This is a genomic window from Saccharothrix lopnurensis (genome assembly GCF_042658445.1).
GTDB classification, from domain to species: Bacteria; Actinomycetota; Actinomycetes; order Mycobacteriales; family Pseudonocardiaceae; genus Actinosynnema; species Actinosynnema lopnurensis.
The window spans coordinates 1-22120 of record NZ_JBHSQO010000077.1 but is presented as its reverse complement, the minus strand read 5'-3'; the positions used below and the strand labels follow the sequence as shown (position 1 = coordinate 22120).

At 77.9% G+C, this 22120-nt stretch carries 8 protein-coding genes; 4 read left to right on the top strand and 4 right to left on the bottom strand.

Going from position 1 to position 22120, the window contains the following annotated elements; genetic code table 11:
* Together ACFP3R_RS36680 and ACFP3R_RS36675 are read left to right on the top strand one after the other, a co-directional pair.
* Positions 1 to 7434: SDR family NAD(P)-dependent oxidoreductase (locus ACFP3R_RS36680; RefSeq protein ID WP_380643462.1), on the top strand; the 7434-nt coding region annotated here is incomplete at its 5' end.
* 12 nt (positions 7435 to 7446) lie between these two features.
* On the top strand, positions 7447 to 13845 hold the full coding sequence (locus ACFP3R_RS36675; RefSeq protein ID WP_380643460.1) for a type I polyketide synthase: 6399 nt from the start codon (positions 7447 to 7449) through the stop codon (positions 13843 to 13845).
* 84 nt (positions 13846 to 13929) lie between these two features.
* On the opposite strand, the gene ACFP3R_RS36670 is transcribed toward ACFP3R_RS36675, so the two are convergent.
* A complete protein-coding gene (locus tag ACFP3R_RS36670; RefSeq protein WP_380643464.1) occupies positions 13930 to 14691 on the bottom strand; it encodes a DeoR/GlpR family DNA-binding transcription regulator in 762 nt (253 codons plus the stop codon).
* Between the two features lie 46 nt (positions 14692 to 14737).
* Positions 14738 to 15511, bottom strand: a complete 774-nt coding sequence (locus ACFP3R_RS36665; RefSeq protein WP_380643458.1) for a thioesterase II family protein — start codon at positions 15509 to 15511, stop codon at positions 14738 to 14740.
* Between the two features lie 143 nt (positions 15512 to 15654).
* Between ACFP3R_RS36665 and ACFP3R_RS36660 the strand changes: the two genes are divergently transcribed.
* Entirely contained in the window at positions 15655 to 18489 is a 2835-nt protein-coding gene (locus tag ACFP3R_RS36660) for a helix-turn-helix transcriptional regulator (protein WP_380643456.1), read from the top strand.
* Positions 18490 to 18513: 24 nt separating this feature from the next.
* Here ACFP3R_RS36660 and ACFP3R_RS36655 read toward each other — a convergent pair whose 3' ends face one another.
* The gene (locus ACFP3R_RS36655; protein ID WP_380643454.1) at positions 18514 to 19935 is read right to left on the bottom strand and encodes an acyl-CoA carboxylase subunit beta; all 1422 of its coding nucleotides are present in this window, start codon (positions 19933 to 19935) and stop codon (positions 18514 to 18516) included.
* Between the two features lie 94 nt (positions 19936 to 20029).
* Positions 20030 to 20665 (bottom strand): DUF742 domain-containing protein, encoded by a 636-nt coding sequence (locus tag ACFP3R_RS36650; RefSeq protein ID WP_380643452.1) that lies wholly within the window; start codon positions 20663 to 20665, stop codon positions 20030 to 20032.
* Positions 20666 to 20923: 258 nt separating this feature from the next.
* Here ACFP3R_RS36650 and ACFP3R_RS36645 point away from each other — a divergent pair.
* Positions 20924 to 22120: AAA family ATPase (locus ACFP3R_RS36645; RefSeq protein ID WP_380643450.1), on the top strand; the 1197-nt coding region annotated here is incomplete at its 3' end.

The window sequence follows — 22120 nt, the reverse complement described above, 5'->3', positions numbered from 1 at the left end:
GCCGCGCCGACCGGGCACGCCGGCGGCACCACGACCCCGGCCGCCGGCGCGCCGACCGAGTGGCCGCCCGCCGACGCCGAGCCGGTCGACCTCGCCGGGTTCTACGAGCGCGCCGCCGCGGACGGCTTCGCCTACGGCCCGGTCTTCCGGGGCCTGACCTCGGTGTGGCGCGCGGGCGGCGCGGTGCACGTGGAGACCGACCTGCCCGAGGAGCACCGGGCGGCGGCGGGCGCGTTCGGCGTGCACCCGGCGCTGCTCGACGCGGTCCTCCAGGCCGTCGGCTTCGCCGGGCTGGAGGGCGGTCGCCTGCCCTTCTCGTGGCGCGGCGCGACCCTGCACGCCACCGGGGCGACCGCGCTGCGCGCGACCGTGGCGCCGACCGGGCGCAACGAGGTGTCCCTGCACGTCACCGACGGGGCGGGCGACCCGGTCGCCACCGTCGACGGCCTGGTGCTGCGCGAGGTGGCCGCCGGGCAGGTGACGGGCCCGACCGCGCGCGACGCGCTGTTCGGCGTCGACTGGGTGCCGGTGCGCACGGCCGAGGCGACCACGGCGGGCTGCGCCGCGCTGGGGGCGCCGGTGCCCGGCCTGGACCTGCCGGTGTACCCGGACCTGGCCGACCTGGTGGCGGCGCAGGAGCCGCCGAGCGCCGTCGCGGTCGTCGTGGACCGGGCCGGCGGGACCGTCCCCGAGGCCGTCCGCGCCACCGCCGGCGCGGCGCTCGACCTGCTCCGGCGGTGGTTCGCCGAGCCCCGGCTCGCGGACACCCGGCTGGTCCTGGTCACCTCCGGCGCGACCGGCGACGACCCGGACCCCGCGCTCGCCGCCGCGTGGGGCCTGGCCCGCACCGCCCAGACCGAGAACCCGGGGCGCGTCACGCTCGTCGACCTCGACGGGACGCCCGCCTCGGCCGCCGCGCTGCCCGGCGCGGTCGCCACCGGCGAACCCCAGCTGGCCCTGCGCGACGGCAACGCCCGCGCCGCCCGGCTGGTCCGCGTCACCGCGCGCCCCGCCGAGCCGTGGACCGGCACCGTGCTGATCACCGGCGGCACGGGCGGGCTGGGCGCGCTGCTGGCCCGACACCTGGTCACCGCGCACGGCGTCGGGCACCTGGTGCTGGCCGGTCGGCGCGGACCCGACGCGCCGGGCGCGGCCGACCTCGCCGCCGACCTGACCGGGCTGGGCGCCCGCGTCGACGTGGTCCGCTGCGACACCACCGACCGCGACCGGGTCGCGGCGCTGCTGGCCGAGCACACGCCGGCCGCCGTGGTGCACGCGGCGGGCGTGCTGGACGACGGCGTGCTGGACTCCCTCGACCAGGCCCGCCTGGACCGGGTGATCGGCCCCAAGGTCGACGCCGCCTGGCACCTGCACGAGCTGTTCGCCGGACCGCTGGTGCTGTTCTCCTCCGTCGCGGGCGTGCTCGGCGCGGCGGGGCAGGGCAACTACGCCGCCGCCAACGCCGCGCTGGACGCCCTGGCCGCCCATCGCGCGGCCCGCGGGCTGCCGGTGCGGTCGCTGGCGTGGGGCGCGTGGGCGCGGGCGGAGGGGATGCTCGGCGGGCTCGCCGAGGCCGACGTGGCCCGGATGAACCGGTCCGGCCTGCCGCCGCTGGGCGAGGAGCTGGGCCTGGCCCTGTTCGACGCCGCCGCGTTCGGCGACCTCGACCGCCCGGCCGTGCTGCCGGTGCGGGTGGACCTGGCCGCGCTGCGCGCCGCGCCCGAGGTGCCGCCGCTGTTCCGCGCCCTGGTCAAGCCGACCGCGCGCCGGGCGGCGGCCGGTGCGGGCGAGCTGGTCCGCGCCCTGCGCGACCGGTCGCCCGCCGAGCGGCTGCGGTTCGTGCTCGACCAGGTCCGCGCCCAGGTCGCCCAGGTGCTCGGGCACGCCTCGGCCGGCGAGATCGAGCCCGAGCGGGCGTTCGGCGAGATCGGCTTCGATTCGCTGACCGCCGTGGAGCTGCGCAACAACCTCACCGCCGCCACCGGGCTGCGGCTGCCCGCGACCCTGGTGTTCGACCACCCGACGCCGCTGGCGCTGGCGGAGCACGTCCTGTCCGAAGTGGACGGAGCGCCGGTCGCGGCGGCCCCGACCGCCTCGACCGCGGCCGCCGACGACGACCCGGTGGTGATCGTCGGCATGGCCTGCCGCTACCCGGGCGGCATCACCACGCCCGAGGAGCTGTGGCGGTTCCTGGCGGCCGGCGGGGACGCCGTGACGGGCTTCCCGGACGACCGCGGCTGGGACCTGGACGGCGTGGACGACCTGGAGGTCTCCCGCGACGTGCTCCGGGGCGGCTTCCTGCACGACGCGGGCGAGTTCGACGCCGACTTCTTCGGCATGAGCCCGCGCGAGGCCGTGGCCACCGACGCCCAGCAGCGCCTGCTGCTGGAGACCTCGTGGGAGGCGTGCGAACGGGCCGGCGTCCCGCCGCGCACCCTGCGCGGCAGCCGGACCGGCGTGTTCGTCGGCGTCATGTACAGCGACTACGGGATGCTGCTGCGCGGCGATCCCGAGACCGGCGGCTACCAGGGCAACGGCAGCGCGGGCAGCGTCGCGTCCGGCCGCGTGTCCTACACGCTGGGCCTGGAGGGCCCGGCGGTCACGGTGGACACGGCGTGTTCGTCGTCGTTGGTGGCGTTGCACCTGGCGGCGCAGTCGTTGCGGTCGGGGGAGTGCTCGTTGGCGCTGGCGGGCGGCGTGACGGTGATGGCCACGCCCACGCCGTTCGCCGAGTTCATCGCCCAGCGCGGGCTGTCGTCGGACGGCCGGTGCAAGTCGTTCTCCGACACCGCCGACGGCGTGGGCTGGTCCGAGGGCGTCGGGGTGCTCGTGCTGGAGCGCCTGTCCGACGCGCGCCGCAACGGCCACGAGGTGCTGGCGGTCGTCCGGGGCAGCGCGGTCAACCAGGACGGCGCGTCCAACGGGCTCACCGCGCCCAACGGGCCGTCGCAGCAGCGGGTGATCCGGCAGGCCCTCGCGGGCGGCGGGCTGCGCCCGTCCGACGTGGACGTGGTGGAGGCGCACGGGACCGGCACCACGCTGGGCGACCCGATCGAGGCGCAGGCGCTGCTGGCCACCTACGGGCAGGACCGGGAGACCCCGCTGCTGCTGGGCTCGGTCAAGTCCAACCTCGGCCACACCCAGGCCGCGGCGGGCGTCGCCGGGATCATCAAGGTGGTGCTGGCCATGCGGTACGGCCGGTTGCCGCGCACCCTGCACGTCACCGAGCCGTCCCGCCAGGTCGACTGGACCGAGGGCAGCGTGCGGCTGCTCACCGAGGCCGTCGACTGGCCCGACACCGGCCGCCCGCGCCGGGCGGGCGTGTCGTCGTTCGGCATCAGCGGCACCAACGCCCACGTCGTCGTCGAGCAGCCCCCGGCCGCGCCGGTGGCCGCCCGCCGGGAGGTCGGCGCGGTGCCGTGGGTGCTGTCCGCGCGCAGCGGCGGCGCGCTGCGGGCGCAGGCGGCCCGCCTGCTCGACCACCTGCTGGACCGGGCGGAGGACCCGGCCGCGGTCGGCCGCACGCTCGCCGCGGGCCGGTCCGCGCTGGAGCACCGGGCGGTCGTCGTCGGGACCACCGACGAGGAGCGGCACGCCGGGCTCGCCGCGCTCGCCGCCGGGCGCACCGCGCCCGGCCTGGTCGAGGCGGTCGTCCGGGACGCACCGCGCGTGGCGCTGCTGTTCGCCGGCCAGGGCGCGCAGCGCGTCGGCATGGGCCTCGGGCTCGCCGCCCGCTTCCCGGTGTTCGCCGCCGCGCTGGACGAGGTCACCGCCGAGGTCGAAGCCGAGCTGGGCGCGTCCGGGCAGGACGTGTCCGGGCCGGGCGCGTCCCTGCGCGACGTCGTGGCCGGCGGCGACCGGCTGGACGACACCGCGTTCGCCCAGCCCGCGCTGTACTGCCTGGAGGTGGCCCTGCACCGGCTCGTCGAGTCGTTCGGCGTGCTGCCGGACGTGCTGGTCGGGCACTCGATCGGTGAAATCGCGGCGGCCCGGGTCGCCGGGGTGCTGTCCGGTCCCGACGCGGCGAAGCTCGTCGTGGCGCGCGGCCGGCTCATGTCCGCGCTGCCCGCCGGCGGGGCGATGGCCGCCGTCCGGGCGTCCGAGGAGGAGGTGCGGCCCCTGCTCGACGCGCGGGTCGACCTCGCCGCGGTCAACGGCCCGAACGCGGTCGTGGTCGCGGGCGACGCCGCCGCGGTGGAGGACCTGGCCGCGCACTTCGCCGCGCTCGGCCGCAAGACCACCCGCCTGCGGGTGAGCCACGCCTTCCACTCCCCGCTGGTGGAACCGGTGCTCGACGCGTTCCGCGAGGTCGTCGCCGGGCTCTCGTTCGCCGAGCCGCGCGTGCCGATCGTGTCCACGGTGACCGGTGGCGCCGCCGACGTGACCGACCCGGAGTACTGGGTGCGGCACGTGCGGGCGACCGTCCGCTACCACGACGCGGTGGCGTGGTGCCGGGACAACGGCGTCGGCGTCCTGCTCGAACTCGGTCCCGACGGCACGCTCACCGCCCTGGCCGAGGAGACCCTGGACGGCGCGGCGGTCGCGCTGCCCGTCCTGCGCGGCGACCGCGACGAGCACACCTCCGCCGTCACCGCGCTGGCCCGCCTGCACGCCGAGGGCGTCGGCGTGGACCTCGCGCCGCTGTTCGCCGGCGCGGACCGGGCAGACCTGCCCACCTATGCCTTCCAGCACCGCCGCTTCTGGCCGAAGCCGCAGGTCCAGGCCGGTGACGCGACCTCGATCGGGCTCGGCGCGGCCGTGCACCCGATGCTCGGCGGCGCGGTCGAGCTGCCCGACTCGGACGGCCTGCTGGGCACCGGCAGGCTGTCCACCCGCACCCACCCGTGGCTGGCCGACCACGTCGTGTTCGGCACCACCCTGGTGCCGGGCACGGCCGTGCTGGAACTGGCGGTGTGGGCGGGCGACCGGGTCGGCTGCGGCACGGTCCGCGAACTGACCCTGGAGGCGCCCCTGGCGCTGCCCGAGGCCGGCGCGCAGGTCCAGGTGACCGTGGGCGGCGCGGACGAGCGCGGCGAGCGGGCCGTGCGCGTGCACTCCCGGACCTCGGCCGACGCGCCGTGGCTGCGCAACGCCAGTGGTGTGCTCGCGTCCTCGGTCGAGGCTCCCGCGCCGCTGCCGGAGGAGTGGCCGCCCGCCGGCGCCGACCCGGTGGACCTGACGGACGTCTACGAACGGTTCGCCGACTCCGGGTTCGACTACGGCCCGGCGTTCCGGTGCCTGCGCGCGGCGTGGCGGCGCGCAGGCGAGGTGTTCGTGGAGCTGGCGCTGCCGGACCCGGCCGCGGCGGCGGGCTTCGTGCTGCACCCCGGCCTGTTCGACGCGGCGCTCCAGGCGTCCGCGCTGCTCGACCTGACCGGGGCGGGCACCCCGCTGCTGCCGTTCAACTGGGGCGACGCGACCGTGCACGCGTCGGGCGCGACGGCGCTGCGGGTGCGGCTCGCGCCCGACGGGGACGCGGTGGCGCTCACCGCCACCGACCCGGCCGGCGCGCCGGTGGTGTCGGTGCGGTCGCTGGCGCTGCGCGCGGTCGACCCGGCCGCCCTCGGCGCCACCGCGCCCGACCCGGACCCGCTGCTGCGCGTCGCGTGGACGCCGGTCCGGGTGACGCCCGGCGAGGGGCGCTGGGCCCCGCTGGCCGAGGCGGACCGGGACGACCTGCCGGACGTGGTGCTGGCCGAGCCGCCGGCCACGGTGGGCCTGCCCGCGCCGGAGGCGGTGCGGGTCACGACCGGCTGGGCGCTGGGCGTGCTGCACGACTGGTTGGCCGACCCGCGCTGCGCCGACGCGCTCCTGGTGTTCGGCACGCGCGCCGGGGTGGATTCCGCCGGGAGCAACTCTGTCGGGAGCAACTCCGCCGGGGTGGGTTCCGCCGGCATCGACTCCACCGACGCGGACGCCGTCGACATCGCGGCGGCGGCGGTCTGGGGCCTGGTGCGCAGCGCGCAGGCCGAGCACCCCGGCCGGTTCGCGCTGGTCGACGCCGACCACCCGGGCGCGGCGCTCGCGGCGGCCCTGGCGAGCGGTGAGGACCAGGTCGCCGTGCGCGGCGACGAGGTCCGCGTGCCCCGCCTCGTGCCGGTCGGGGCGACCGCCCCGGAGTACCCGGCCTGGGACCCGGACGGCACCGTCCTGATCACCGGCGGCACGGGCGGCCTCGGCGGCCTGCTGGCCCGCCACCTGGCCGGGCGGGGCGTGCGGGACCTGCTGCTGGTCAGCAGGCGCGGCGCGGCGGCCGACGGGGTGGACGAGCTGGTCGCGGCCCTCGCCGCGCTGGGCTCGCGGGCGCGGGTCGCGGCCTGCGACGTGGCCGACCGGGACGCCGTCGCCGACCTGCTGGGCGGCGTGGAGCACCTGGCCGCCGTGGTGCACACCGCCGGTGTGCTCGACGACGGCGTGGTGGACGCGCTCACCCCGGACCGGTTCGACACCGTGCTGCGGCCCAAGCTCGACGCCGCCTGGCACCTGCACGAGCTGACCGACGTGCCGCTGGTGCTCTACTCCTCGGTCGCGGGCACGTTCGGCAACGCGGGTCAGGCGAACTACGCCGCCGCCAACGCCGCGCTGGACGCCCTCGCCGAGCACCGCCGGGCCTCGGGCCTGCCGGGGCAGTCCCTCGTCTGGGGCGCGTGGTCGGCCGACGCGGGCATGACCGGCGGGCTGTCGGACGCCGAACTGGCCAGGCTCGCCCGGCTGGGGACGCCCGCGCTGACCCCCGCGGAGGGCCTGGACCGGTTCGACCGGGCCGTGGCCCTGCCCGACCCGGTGGTGGTCGCGCTGCGGCTGGACAAGGCCGCCCTGCGCGCCGCGGGTGCGGTGCCGCCGCTGCTGTCGGCCCTGGTGCCGCCGCCCGCGCGCCGCGCCGCCGAGGCGGTGTCGGCCGACCTCGCCGAACGGCTGCGCGCCCTGCCCGCCGAGGAACGCCTGGCGGCCGTGCACGCGGTGGTGTCCGACGAGGTGGCCGCCGTGCTCGGGCACGAGCGCGCCGGTTCCGGCGGCGGGCACGACTTCGACCCGGGCCGCGGCTTCACCGACCTCGGGTTCGACTCGCTCACCGCGGTCGAGCTGCGCAACCGGCTCGGCGCGGTGTCCGGGCTGCGGCTGCCCGCGACGCTGGTGTTCGACCACCCGACGGTGGACGCCGTGTCCCGGCTCCTGCTCGACGGCCTCGCGCCGGAGGAGCCGGACGGCGCGCGGGCCGCGGTCGCGGAGCTGGACCGGCTCGACCGGGTGCTCGCCGACGTGGGCGCCGGCGACCCGGACGCGCGGCAGGAGATCACCGACCGGCTGAGGTCGCTGCTGCTGCGCTGGACCGGCGACCCGGTCGCCGAACCCAGCGCGGTCGGCGCCCGGATCAGCACCGCCGGCGCGGACGACCTCTTCGACTTCATCGACAACGAGCTGCGCATCGACTAGCGGGGACGCCAGATGACGAACGAGGACAAGCTGCTCGGCTACCTGCGGAAGGTCACCGCCGAACTGGCGCAGACCCGGGAGCGGCTGGCCGACGCGGAGTCGCGCGGGCAGGAGCCCGTCGCGATCGTGGGCATGAGCTGCCGCTACCCCGGCGGGGTCGACGACCCGGACGCCCTGTGGCGGCTGGTGGACTCCGGCGGCGACGCGATCGGCCCGCTGCCGGTCAACCGGGGCTGGCCGGTGGAGCTGCTGGCCGGGAGCGGGCCGGGGCGGGGCGGGTTCCTGCACGACGCCGCCGACTTCGACCCGGCGTTCTTCGGCATCTCGCCGCGCGAGGCGCTGGCCATGGACCCGCAGCAGCGGCTGCTGCTGGAGTCGGCGTGGGAGGCGGTGGAGCACGCGGGCATCGTCCCCGCGTCGCTGCGCGGCAGCCGCACCGGCGTGTACCTCGGGGTCATGTACGGCGACTACGGCATCCTGCTCCAGACCTCCGAGGGCGACTACGAGGGCTACCAGGGCAACGGCAGCGCGGGCAGCATCGCCTCGGGCCGCGTCGCCTACACCCTCGGTCTGGAGGGCCCGACCCTGACCGTGGACACGGCGTGCTCGTCGTCGCTGGTGACGCTGCACCTGGCGGTGCGGGCGCTGCGGTCGGGGGAGTGCTCGCTGGCGCTGGCGGGCGGGGTCGCGGTGATGGTGCTGCCCTCGGCGTTCACCGAGTACGGGGCGCAGGGCGCGCTGGCCCGCGACGGCCGCTGCAAGGCGTTCTCCGACGCCGCCGACGGTCTCGGCTGGTCGGAGGGCGTCGGCACGCTGGTGCTGGAGCGCCTGTCCGACGCGCGCCGCAACGGGCACCGCGTGCTGGCGGTCGTGCGGGGGTCGGCGGTGAACTCCGACGGCGCGTCGAACGGCCTCACCGCGCCCAACGGGCCGTCGCAGCAGCGGGTGATCCGGCAGGCGCTGGCCGACGCGGGCCTGGCCCCGGCCGACGTGGACCTGGTGGAGGCGCACGGCACCGGCACCGTCCTGGGCGACCCGATCGAGGCGCAGGCGCTGCTGGCGACCTACGGGCAGGGCCGCGCCGAGCCGCTGCGCCTAGGGTCGGTCAAGTCCAACCTCGGCCACACCCAGGCGGCGGCCGGCGTGGCCGGGATCGTCAAGGTGGTGCAGGCGATGCGGCACGGCGTGGTGCCCCGCACCCTGCACGTCACCGAGCCGTCCAGCCGGGTCGACTGGGCGGCGGGCGCGGTGTCGCTCGCGCTGGAGCCCGAGCCCTGGCCGTCGGTCGACCGGCCGCGCCGGGCGGCGGTGTCCTCGTTCGGCGTGAGCGGTACCAACGCGCACGTCGTGCTGGAGCAGGTCGTGGCGGACGAGGAGCCCGCCGGGCGGGCGGGCCTGCCCGGCGGCGCGGTGCCGTGGGTGCTGAGCGGTCGCACGCCGGCCGCCCTGCGCGCCCAGGCCGCGCGCCTGCTGGAGCGCCTGGCCCCCGACGCCGACCCGCTGGACGTGGGGTACTCGCTGGCGCTCACCCGGACCGCGTTCGAGCACCGGGCCGCCTTCGCGGGGACCTCGCCGGCCGACCTGCGCGCCGGCCTGGCCGCCGTCGCCGCCGTTGCCGACGCATCCCCCGTCGAGGCGTCCCCCGCCGGCCTGTCCCGCGCGGTCGGCTCCGGCGTGGCGACCCCCGCCGTCGGCTCCGGCGTGGCGACCCGGGTCGAGCGACCGGTCTTCGTGTTCCCCGGCCAGGGCGCGCAGTGGACCGGCATGGGCCGCGCCCTCCTCGACGACCACCCCGCCTTCGCCGCGCGCGCGGCCGAGTGCGACCGCGCCCTCACCCCGCACCTCGGCTGGTCACCGCTCGCCGTCCTGCGCGGCGAGCCCGGTACCCCGCCCGCCGACCGGGTGGACGTCGTGCAGCCCCTCCTGTTCACGGTGATGGTGTCCCTGGCCGCCGCCTGGCGGGCCGCCGGGGTCGAACCCGCCGCCGTGCTCGGCCACTCGCAGGGCGAGGTCGCCGCCGCCTGCGTCGCGGGCGCGCTGTCCCTGGAGGACGCGGCCCGGGTCGTCGCCGTGCGCAGCGGGCTCATCGGCGAGCACATGGCCGGGCACGGCCGGATGCTCACCGCGATGGCGTCCGCCGACCGCGTCCGCGCCGTGCTCGACGACCTGGGGCTCACGCCCGCGCAGGTGGCAGTCGCCGCCGTCAACGGTCCGCGCACCACCACCCTGTCCGGCGACCCCGACGCGATGACCCGGGTCGAACGCGCCCTCGCCGCCGGGCGGATCATGCGCTGGCCGCTGCCGGGCGTCGACTTCGCCGCGCACTCGCCGCACGTGGCCGTGCTGCGCGACGACCTGCTGGGCGCACTCGCCGGTGTGGCGCCCCGGGCGTGCCCCGTCGCGTTCCACTCGACGACCGACGACCGGACCGTGCCCGGCGACGAGCTGGACGCCGGGTACTGGTACCGCAACCTGGCCGAACCGGTGCGCTTCGCCGACGGCGTCCGGGCGCTCGCCGCGGCGGGGCACCGGGTGTTCCTCGAACTCGGCGCGCAGCCCGTGCTGTCCCTCGGCATCCAGGAGACCCTGGAGGAGGCGGGCGTGAACGGCGTCGTGCTGCCCACCCTCCGCGCGGACGACGGCGGTCCGGACCGGCTGGCGGCCTCGATCGGCGCCGCGTTCGCGCACGGCGTGCCGGTCGACTGGGCGCGGGTCTTCGAGGGCAGCGGCGCGCGGGCCGTGCCGCTGCCGACCTACGCCTTCCAGCGGCAGACGCTGTGGCCCAGGGGCGCCCTGCTCGGCGCGGGCGACGTGGCGGCGGCCGGGCTGGACCGGCCCGACCACCCGCTGCTGGGCGCGCTCGTGCGGCTGCCCGGCGACGGCGGCCCGGTGTTCACCGCCAGGCTGGCCCCCGGCGCGCCCGACTGGCTCGCCGACCACGCGTTCGGCGGCACGGTGCTGTTCCCCGCCACGGGGTTCCTCGAACTGGCCGTGCGCGCGGGCGACGAGGTCGGCTGCGGCCGGGTCGCGGACCTGACCGTGCACGCGCCGCTGGCCGTCGGCGCGCCGGTGCGGCTGCGGGTGGTCGTGGGCGCGGACGACGGCGGGAGCAGGTCCGTGTCCGTCCACTCGCGACCCGACGACGACCCCGACGCGCCGTGGACGCGCCACGCCGTCGGCACCCTGACCCCCGACGAGCCCGGCGGACCCGGGTTCGCGGAGCTGCCCGCCGACGCGTCCGAGGTGGACCTCGACGGACACTACGACCGGCTCGGCGCGGCCGGGTTCGGCTACGGGCCCGCGTTCCGCGGCCTCACCGCCGCGTGGCGGCACGACGGGGAGGTGGTCGCCGACGTCGCGCTGCCCGAGCCGGTCCGCGCGCAGGCGGGGGACTACCGCCTGCACCCCGCGCTGCTCGACGCCGCGCTGCACGCCCTCGGCTTCACCGGCCCCGGCGCGGACCGGCCGCACCTGCCGTTCGCGTGGTCCGGGGTGCGCCTGCACGCGGCCGGGGCGCGGGCGCTGCGCGTGCGGCTGACCCCGCTGGGCGACGCGGAGTTCGCGCTCACCGCCGTGGACCCGGACGGCGGGCTCGTGCTCACCGTCGACGAGCTGACCCTGCGCCCGGTCGCGGACGCGCCCGGGAACGACACCCGCTCGCTCTACCGCGTGGCGTGGACCGCCCGGCTGCCCGAGGTCGCCGCGCCGACCGGTACGTGGGCCGTCGCCGGGGACGACCGGCTCGACGTGACCGCCGCCCTGCACGTCGCCGGCCTGACCGTCGACACCGTCCCGGACACCGCGACGGCCGGCCTCCTGCCGGAGCCGCCGCGGGCCGTGCTGCTGCCCGTCAGCGCCGAGCCCTCCGGGGACGTCGCGGCGGCCACCGAGGAGGTCCTGGCCCGCGTGCTGGGCGAGGTGCAGGCGTTCCTGGCCGAAGACCGGTTGTCGGACGGCCTGCTGGTCGTCGTCACCCGCGACGCCACCGCCGACCGGCCCGACCTCGCGGGCGCGGCCGTGGCGGGCCTGGTCCGCTCCGCGCAGTCGGAGAACCCCGGCCGCCTGCTGCTCGTCGACCTCGACGGCGAGGTGTCCTCGCTCGCGGCCCTGGGTGACGCGGTGGCGCGCGCGGCGGTGCTGGGGGAGAACCAGGTCGCCCTGCGCGACGGCGTCGCGGTCGCGGGCAGGCTCGTGCGCTGCGACCCCGAGCCCGAGTCCCGACCCCAGCCCGAGCCCCAGCCCGAGCCCGGGTCTGGTTTCGAGGCCGGGCCCCAGCCCAGCTCCGACGCCTGGTCCGGGCCCCGGCTCGGGTCTGGCGCCGGCGCCGGGTCCGGGCCTCGGCCCGAGTCCGGGTCCGAGACCCGGCCCGAGCCCGAACCCGAGCCTGAGCCCGGGTCTGGGTCTGGGTCCGGGCCCTGGTCCGAGCCCGGGTCTGGGTCCGGGTCCGAGCCCCCGTCCCTGTCCGGCGCGGCGGCGCGGTGGGGCGACGGGACGGTCCTGATCACCGGCGGCACCGGCGGGCTCGGCTCGCTCGTCGCCCGGCACCTGGTGGCCGCGCACGACGTGCGCCGGCTGCTGCTGGTCGGCCGGCGAGGTCCCGCCGCCGAGGGCGTGGACGACCTGGTCGCCGACCTCGCGGCACACGGCGCGCACGTCGACGTGGTGGCCTGCGACGTCGCCGACCGGGCCGCGCTGACCGGCCTGCTCGCCGAGCACCGGGTGACCGCCGTCGTGCACACCGCGGGCGTCCTGGACGACGGCGTGCTGGGCTCGCTGACCCCCAAGCGGCTGTCGGCGGTGTTCGGCCCCAAGGCGGACGCCGCCTGGCACCTGCACGAGCTGACCCGCGACGCCGGGCTGTCCGCGTTCGTGCTGTTCTCCTCGTTCGCCGGTCTCGCGGGCACGCCCGGCCAGGCCAACTACGCCGCCGCCAACGCCTTCCTCGACGCCCTGGCCGCCCGCCGCCGCGCGGACGGCCTCGCCGCGACGTCCCTGGCCTGGGGCACGTGGGCGTCCGCGGGCAGCCGGGACAGCGCGATGTCGGCCGGCCTGACCGACACCGACCTGCGCCGGCTGGCCGCGGGTGGTGTCGTGCCGCTGGGCGTGGAGCAGGGGCTGGCGCTGTTCGACGCGGCCACCGCCCGCGCCGACGCGGCGCTGGCCCCGGTCCGGCTCGACCTGCCCGGCCTGCGGGCGCTGCCGCAGCCACCGCCGTTCCTGCGCGCCCTGGTCCCGACGGCCCGCCGCACCGCGTCCGTGACCGGGGGCCGGGACCTGCGGCGCGACCTCGCGGGCCTGGACGAGGCCGCCCGGCTCGCCCGGCTCACCGACCTGGTGCGCGGCCTGGCCGCCGCCGTGCTCGGTCACGCCGACACCGACGCGGTCACGCCCGAGCGGGAGTTCCCCGACCTCGGGTTCGACTCGCTGACCGCGATGGACCTGCGCAACCGGCTGCGCGCGGCGACCGGTCTGGCGCTGCCCGCCGGGCTGGTGTTCGACCACCCGAGCCCGGTCGAGCTGGCCGGGCACCTGGCCCGCGAACTGGCCGGCGCGCCCGACGAACCGACGGCCCCGGGCCGGCCGACCGGCGAGGAGACCGTCACCGCGCTGTTCCACCGCGCCCAGGCCGAGGGCCGCGCCGACGCCGCGATGGACCTGGTGCGCAGCGTCGCCCGGCTGCGGCCGGTGTTCGCCGACGCCGCGGGCCTGACCCGACCGGTGCGGCCGGTGCGGCTGGCCGGGGGAGCGGAGGGTGCGCCGCACGTCGTGTGCGTCCCGGCGCTGGTGGCGTTGGCGGGCGTGCAGCAGTACGCGCGGTTCGCCGCCCGCTGCCGGGGTCGGGCCGAGGTGTCCGCCGTGCCGCTGCCCGGGTTCACCGAGGGCGACGCCCTGCCCGCCGACCGGGGCGCCCTCGTGGGCGTGCTCGCCGACGCGCTGGGGTCCGACGCGCCGGGCGACCGGGGCCCGCTGGTGCTGCTGGGTTCGTCCACGGGCGGCCTGCTGGCGCACGCGGTGGCGGAGGAGCTGGTCACCCGGGGCACGCCGCCGGCCGGGGTCGTGCTCGCCGACACCTACCTCATGGACGCCGAGTTCGTCCGCACCTCCGGCACCGGCCTGCTCGGCGGGCTGGCCGAGCGCAACAGCGGGTTCGCCGCCCCCGGCAGCGCCGGGCTGTCCGCGATGGCCTGGTGCTTCGACCTGATGCGGGACTGGCGGCCGTCGCGCGTGGGCGTGCCGACGTTGCTGCTGCGGGCCACCGAGCCGCTGGTGCCCGAGCAGGAGGGCACGGACTGGCGCTCGCGCTGGGACACCGCCGACGCGGTGGCCGACGTGACCGGCAACCACTTCACGATCATGGAGGACCGGGTGGCCGGGACCGCCGACACCGTGCTGGGGTGGCTGGGGCGCTGAGCCCGGGGCGCTGACGCGAGAACGGCCGGTCCACCTCGGGTGGACCGGCCGTTCTCCGCGTTCCGGGTGTTGCCCGCCGGCGCGTCAGACGATGACCACGCGCGGGCCGGCCGCTTCGAGTTCTTCGGCCACGGCCGAGTCGATGCCCGAGTCCGTGATGAGCGTTTCGATGTCGGCCAGGTCCGCGAACCGCGCGAAGTGGTCGTTGCCGATCTTGGTGTGGTCGGCCAGCAGCACGCACCGCCGCGCCGCGCCGATCGCCGCCCGCTTCACCATCGCCTCGGCCGGGTCCGGCGTGGTCAGGCCGCGCTCCGACGACAGGCCGTTGGTGGCGATGAACGCGACCTCGACGAAGCTGTCCTTGAGCGCCTGCAACGCCCAGGCGTCGACCGTGGCCAGGGTGCGGCTGCGCAGCCGTCCGCCGACCAGCATCACGGTCAGGTTGGGCCTGCTGGTCAGCATCAGCGCGATGTTCACCGAGTGCGTGACCACGGTCAGTTCCCGGTCCAGCGGCAGCAGGTCGGCCATCTTCGCGGTGGTGGTGCCCGCGTCCAGGAGGATCGTGCCCTCCTCGGGCAGCAGCGCCAGCGCCGCCTTGGCGATCCGCTCCTTCTCGGTGGTCATCACCCCCTCGCGGGTGGCGATGGCCGGTTCGAACCCCAGCCGCTCCACCGGGATCGCGCCGCCGTGCACCCGGCGCAGCACGCCGTGGCGCTCCAGGGCGGTCAGGTCGCGGCGGATCGTCTCGGTGGTGACGGCGAACTCCTCCGCCAACGCGGCGACGTCGACCCGGCCCCTGGCACGGGCCCGGTCGAGGATGACCTGTTGGCGCTCCTCCGCGTACACGTCCTGCCCCACCCCCTGCGCACAACTCCGGAAATCCTAGTGGTCGTCATCCGAGCGCGGCAACGCGGTCGAGCTCGACCTCGACCGCCGCCGCCACCGCCGCCTGCTGCCCGATGAGGAAGAAGTGTCCGCCGGGGAAGCCCCGCACGCGGAACGCGCCCGTCGTGTGCGCCCGCCACGCCTCCGCCTCGTCCGCGGTCGTCTTCGGGTCGTCGATGCCGGTGAGCACCGTGATCGGGCACGACACGACGCGGTCGGGCGGGCACCGGTAGGTCTCGACCGCGCGGTAGTCGCCGCGGATGGCGGGCAGCGCCATGCGCAGGATCTCCTCGTCGCCCAGCACCGCGGCCTCGGTCCCGTTGAGCAACCGCAGTTCCGCGATCACGCCCTCGTCGTCGAGGCGGTGCACGGTCTCGTCGCGGTGGGTGGAGGGACCGCGGCGACCGGAGGCCAGCAGCCCGGCCGGCGCACCGGGCAGCCCGGCCCGCTCCAGCCGCCACGCCACCTCGAACGCCAGCACCGCGCCCATGCTGTGCCCGAAGAACACCGTCGGGCGGGGCGGGAGGGCGGCCAGTTCGGCGACGACGCGATCGGCGAGCGTGCCGATGTCGTCCAGGCACGGTTCGCGGCGCCGGTCCTGGCGACCGGGGTACTGCACGGCCACCACGTCCGCGCCGGGCGCGAAGCGGGCCGACAGCGGGTGGTAGAAACTGGCCGACCCGCCCGCGTGCGGGAAGCACACGAGTCGGACGGGGCTGTCCCCGCCGGGGTGGTAGCGGCGCAGCCAGGCGGTCGAGGTGGTGCCTGCGGGCGTTGTCACGCGAGTCGTGCTCACGTTGGCCAGTGAACCGTTCGACCGACCGGCAAATCACTAGAAACGGACAGCGGGCGGTGTGTCCGCGCGCGACGGGCCGATAGCGTGGCCCCTCGCCGGGACGACCGCGTTGTTCGGGAGGGGACGTCATGCCGCAGGGCCTGCTCGGTCGGGAGGCCGAGTTGACCGCGGTGCGCCGCGCGGTGGCCCGGACGCGTTCGGGCGGCGCGGGGGTGGTGGTGCTGCGGGGGCCGCGCGGCAGCGGCAAGACCACGTTGCTCGACGCGTGCGCCGAGCAGGTCGGCGTGCCCGTCCGGTCGGTGCGCTGCGCCGAGGGCGCCGGGCCGGGCGAGGCGGTGGCGGGCCTGCTGCCCGACGCGCCCCCGGCGGGCGCCGCGCCGCCGTCGCACCGCTACCGGACGCGGCTGCGGGAACTGACCCGGGACGCGCCGCTGGTGCTGCTGCTGGACGACGCGCACTGGTGCGACGCCGCGTCCGCGGAGCTGTTGGACCTGCTGGTCAGGCGCGTCGCCGGACTGCTCGTGGTGGCCGCCGTCGGCGGTGCGCCCCGGTCGGCGGTCGGCACCTGGGGCGTGGCCGCGGCGCGGTCGCACGCGGTGGACCTCGCCCCGTTCACCGGGGTGGAGGTCGCCGAACTGGTGCGCCGCGCGTGGGGCGAGCCGGGCGAGCCGGGGTTCGCGGCCGACTGCGCGCGCGTGACGGCCGGCAACCCGCTGGCCCTGCGGCTGCTGCTCGACCGGCTGCGGCACGCCGGGGTGCGGCCGGTGGCCGGGTCGGCGCGGGAGGTCGTGGACGCGGGCGTCGAGGTGCTGGCCGAACTGCTGCCCGCGGGCCTGACCCGCTCCGGCGACGCGCCGGCCGTGGCCGAGGTGGTCGCCGTGCTCGGGGTGACCGACCCGGCGTCGGTGGCGACGCTGGTGGGCGTGTCCGAACCGCTGGCCGCCGCCGTGCTCGCCGACCTCGGGTGCGCCGCCTTCGCGCACGCACCTCTTCCGCGCGCACCCTTCCCGCACGCTGCCGACTCCCGTGCTGCCGACTCCCGTGCTGCCGACTCCCGTGCTGCCGACTCCCGTGCTGCCGACCCGCGTGCTGCCGACCCGCGTGCTGCCGACCCGCGCGGCACCGGGCGGGGTGCCGCTGTGCCGTCCGCCACCGCGCCATTCGCCACCGCGCCGTCCGCCGCCCTGCCGTCCGCCACCGCGCCATCAGCCGCCCTGCCACCCACCGCCGGTCTCGACCTCGCCGTCCGGGCCCGCCTGCTGGACGCCCTGCTCGCCGACCTCGACCCGGCGGAGGTGGCCGCTCGGCACGCCCGAGCGGCCCGCGTGCTCAGCGACGCGGGCCGCCCCGCCGCCGAGATCGCGCCCCACCTCCTGGCCCTGCCCGCGCTGCCGCAGCGCTGGATGCGGGTGGTGCTGCGGGAGGCCGCCCGCGTCGCGCCCGACCACGACACGACCGTGCGCTACCTCGACCGCGTCCTCACCGACTTCCCCGACGACGTCCCGGCCCTCGTCGACTACGCGCGCGCCGTCGGCGACCGCGACCCGCACGCCGCCGACCGGCTCCTGCGCTCGGGCCTGGACGCCGCCACCGACCCGCACCAGCGCGCCACGCTGGCCATCGAGCTGGCGCTCCTCGCGCCCGCCGTGCCCAGGGCGGAGCCGGTGCTGCCGCTGCTGGACGACGCGCTGCGACCGCTGGTCGGCGCCGACCGCGAGCTGCTCGTGCGCGGCCGGGCGGCGCGGCTGGCCGCGAGCTGGACGCGGGCCGCGGAGGTCTCGGGTGAGACCGCCCAGCCCGTGCCCGCGGGCGACACCCCGGCCGAGCGGGTCGTGCTGGCGCTGCTGGCGTTCACCGACCTGCCGGGCGCGGCGCCGGCCACCACCGCCGCGGGCCGCGCCAGGGCGGCCCTCGCCGAACCGGGCGAGCTGGGCTGGCCGCACGCCGCCGCCGCGTTCGCGCTCGCCGCGGCGGGCGACCCGGCCACCGCGGTCGCCTGCCTGGGGCGCGTCCTGGACACCGCCGCGCCCACCGGGTGGACGCGGTCGCTGGCGGCGTTGCTGCGCGCCCTGGTCACCGTGGACACCGGCGACCCGGTGGACGCGATCGCCGACGCCACCACCGCGATCGGGTCGCTGCCCACGGTGGACACCGCCCGGGTCGTCCTGGCCACCGCCCTGCACCGCCGGGGCGACACGCCCGCCGCCCTGGCCGCGCTGCCCGGCACCGGCACCGACGTCCCGGTGCTGGGCCGGCCCCTCGGGCTGCTGCTGCGCGCCGACGCGGCGGAGGCCGGCGGGCGCCCGGACGAGGCGGTGCGCCACCTGGACCGGTGCGCCGCCGAGACCTCCGAGCTGGGGGTGGCCAACTCCGTCCTGGCGCCCTGGTGGCTGCCCGCCGCCCGGCTGCACGCCGCCGCGGGCCGTGCCCGCCGCCGCGAACACGCCCTGGCCGCGGCCTGGGACGCCGCCGACCGCTGGGACACCCCGGTGTCGCGGGGCCTGGCGCTGCTCACCGCGGGGCACGCGGCCGACCGCTCGGGGGTCGACCTGGTCTCCGACGCGGTGGACGTGCTGGCCGGCACCCCGAACACGTGGCACCGCGTGCACGCCGAGGCCGCCCTGGCCGAGGCGCTGCTGCGCGCGGGCGACCGGGGCGGCGCGCGCAAGTGGTTCCGCGCCGCGGCGGACCGGGCGGGCCGCACCGGCTACCGGGGCGTGGCCGACCGCCTGCGGGCGCGCCTGGTCGCCGCGGGCGGGCGGCTGCACCGCGGCGCGGACGAGGGGCTGACCGTCGCCGAGCGCCGGGTCGCCGAACTCGCCGCGGCCGGTGTGACGAACCGGGAGATCTCCGAACGGCTGCGCATCACCCTGCGCACGGTGGAGACCCACCTGACCAACGTCTACCGCAAGCTGGACCTGCCCGGCCGGTCCGCCCTGCGCCCACCGTCCGAACGGGACTGACGGAGCCGGCGCGGGCGCGCCCGCCTACAGGGGGATGTTGCCGTGCGCGCCGCGGGCGGGTGCGGCCCCGGCCAGCAGGTGGGCGATGCGCCCGCGGGTCGCGGCCGGGTCGACCACCTCGTCGACCACGCCGATGCTCATGGCCAGTCCGACGCCGCCCGCGATCCGCTCGTGCTCGGCGGCCAGCCGCGCGCGCAGCTCGGCCCGCTCCTCCGGCGAGTCGACGGCGGCCAGCCGGCGCCGGTGGATGATGTCCACCGCCGCGCCCGCGCCCATCACGGCCACCTCGGCGTCGGGCCACGCCAGCACGGCGGTGGCGCCCAGCGACCGCGAGTTCATGGCGATGTACGCGCCGCCGTAGGACTTGCGGGTCACCAGCGTCACCCGCGGCACGGTGGCCTCGGCGAAGGCGTACAGCAGCTTCGCGCCCCGCCGGACCACGCCGTTCCACTCCTGCGCCGCGCCGGGCAGGTACCCGGGCACGTCGACCAGCACCACCAGCGGCACGCCGAACGAGTCGCACAGGCGCACGAACCGCGACGCCTTCTCCGCGCTCAGCGAGTCCAGGCACCCGCCCTTGCGCAGCGGGTTGTTCGCCACGACACCGACGGTCCGCCCGCCCAGCCGCCCGAGGCCGACCACGACGTTGGGCGCCCACTTCGCCTGGAGCTCGACGAACGGCCCGCGGTCGAGCAGCCCGCGCACCAGCGGCCGCACGTCGTAGGCCCGCCTGGGGTTGTCCGGCAGGAACGCGCGCGGGTCGGCGCCGTCGCCGAGCGAGCCGGTGTCCACCGCGCCCTGGGCCGCCAGCAGCGACACCAGCTCGCGGGTGTGGTCCAGCGCCTCCTCCTCGGTGTCCACCGCGACGTGCACGACACCGGACTTGCGGCCGTGCGCCTCCGGACCGCCCAGGCCCTCCATGTCGACCGACTCGCCGGTGACCGCGCGCACCACGTCCGGCCCGGTCACGAACACCCGGCCCGCGCCGGACATCACCACGACGTCGGTCAGGGCGGGACCGTAGGCGGCGCCGCCGGCGGCCGGCCCGAGGACGACCGACAGCTGGGGCACCCTGCCCGAGGCGCGCACCATGGCCGCGAACATGCGCCCGATGCCGTCCATCGCCGCCACGCCCTCGGCGAGCTTCGCCCCACCGGAGTGCCACACGCCGATGACCGGGACGTCGTCGCGCACCGCCGCGTCGATGGCCGCCACGATGGGCGGGCACTCGTCCACGCCGATCGCGCCGCCCTTGACGGTGGCGTCGGTGCAGTACACGACCACCGGGTTGCCCGCGATCCGGCCGCGCGCCACCACCACGCCCACGCCGGGCGCCCGGTGCGTGACCACGACGGTGCCCGCGTCCAGCAGCCGCTCCAGTCGCCGCACCGGGTCGCGCGGGTCGGGCACGGCGCGGTCGGCGGGCACGTCCAGGGTCTGCGTCATCGCGCGCTCCTCCGGTCGGGACGGGAGCCACCAGTCAAGCCGCGCGCGACTCCGGAAAACCCCAGTCCTGCGCCCGGACGGCCGGGACCCGGGCTCAGGCCAGGCGCAGCAGTCCGGCGTGGACGCGGTTGAGCAGCTCCAGCGACGGGCCGTCGGCGGAGGGCGTGCGGTCGTCGTGCGCGATCACGAGACCGTCGGTGATGGCGTCGCTGATCAGGATTCGGGCCACGCCCAGCGGTACGCCCAGGTGCACGGCGATCTCGGCCACCGACAGTGGCGCGCGGCACACGCGGTGCAACCGGAGGGCGGTCGCGTCGGCGGACGGCGGCGTGCCCGGCGCGGCCGACACGATGGTCTCCAGGCGCAGCTCGTGTGCCGCGCGGGTGCGCCCCATGGTCCGCACGTAGGGGCGGGCCGTGGGCGCGGGCTGCTCGGCGAGCTCCTCGGCGGTGAAGAACTCGGTCGGCCCGTCGGCGGGCGCGGGCTCCGGTCCCGGCGCGGGTCCGGGGTGGACCACCGGGTCGACCGCCGGTTCGGTCGGGACGTCGACCCGCGGTGCGGCCTGCGTTTCCGGGAGCGCTTCCACAACTGCCGGCGCCGGAGCCGGGGCGGGGTCCCGGGGCTTGGGGCGGAAGTCGTTGGCGGCCCACGTCTCGTAGTCGCGCCAACCGCCGAAGGCCAGCGGGTGGAACGAGGTCGTGGCCGGCTTGCTCCTGCGGCGCTTGGTCATGGCACTCGATCCGTCGGCGGGCACGCCCCCCAGCGGTCGGCCGATGGTGCCGGCCGAAGACTCGGGTTTCGTCCAGTTTTCCTGTGGTCGGGGTGTTTTCCCCTGCGGTTTGGGACACAGTAGGCACACTCCGCGCCAGGTCAAAGGTAAAACCAGGCCAACGCAGCCAAAGCCAAGCGATGAACTTGGCGAACCAACATCCGCCGGCTATGCTGCCGGCTGTGTTGGGGGTCACGTTCCGACATCAGAGGGAGTGTGGTGGAGATCGGGACGACGCGAGACCCCGGGTCCGCGTTCGGGCCCGGCGGCCCCAGGTCCGGCGTCGTGCCGGGGTGGGCGCCCCACGCACCCGGTCTGCTGGTCGACCGCGACGACGAGGCCGAGCAGCTGCGCCGAGGGGTGGCCGACCTCGCCCGGCGCGGTCGATCGGGCGTGGTCACCATCACCGGTCCCGGCGGCACCGGGCTCAGCGCGATGGTGGCGCTGGTGGTCGGGGAGGCGCGGGCGGCCGGCCTGCGGGTCGCGACGGCCCGGGGCGTCCCGGCGGAGTCCGACCTGGCCTTCGGCGTGGTGCACCAACTGGTGTCCTCCCTCTCTGAGAGCGCTCCCACGACCGTCGGCGCGATCCTGCGCGGCACGACCGGCCTGGCCGCGCGCCACGCCGAGGAGACCGCGATCCCCGCGCTGTGCGCGGACTTCCTCGCCGTGGCCCGCGAGCACCCCCTGGTGGTGGCGCTGGACGACGCCCAGTGGGCCGACCCGCCGTCCTCGCACTGGCTGCGCGCGATGGCCCGCCGCCTGGGCCAGGCCCCGCTGCTGCTGGTGCGCGCCGGCACGCACGGCCTCGACGCGCCCGGCTGCCCCGACTGGCGCCCCGAACCCGGGCACCCGGCGGCGCGCGTGGTGCGCCTGCGCCCGCTGCGCGAACCCGGGGTCCGCGAGGTGATCTCCGCGCGCTACCCCGGTCCGGTCGACGGCTCGTTCGTCGCCGAGGCCCACTCCGCCACCGGCGGCAGCCCCGCGGTGCTGCACGAGGTGCTGTCCCGGCTGGCCCGCGCGCAGCTGCCGCCCGCCGCCGAGCAGGTGCCGCACCTGACCGCCTCGGCCGCCGCGGTCCTGGGCGACCGCGCCGCCGACGCCATCGCCGCCCTGCCCCCCGACGCCCTGGCCCTGCTGCGCGCCCTCGTGCTGTGCGGGGACGGCCTGGGCTTCGAGCTGACCTGCGCCCTGGTCAGCCCGCGCCACGTGCCCGCCGCCACCGCCGCCGGCCTGCTGCGCCAGGTGGGGTTGATCACCGCCGGCGACGAACCGCGCGCCGCCGGCCCGGAGGTGCGCGCGGGAGCCCTGGCGGGTCTGCCCGCCGACGAGCGCGACCGCCTGCTGCGCAACGCCGTGGCGATCGGCCGGCGCGCGGCGGTGCCGGACGACCGGCTCGCCGCCCTGCTGCCGGCCGCG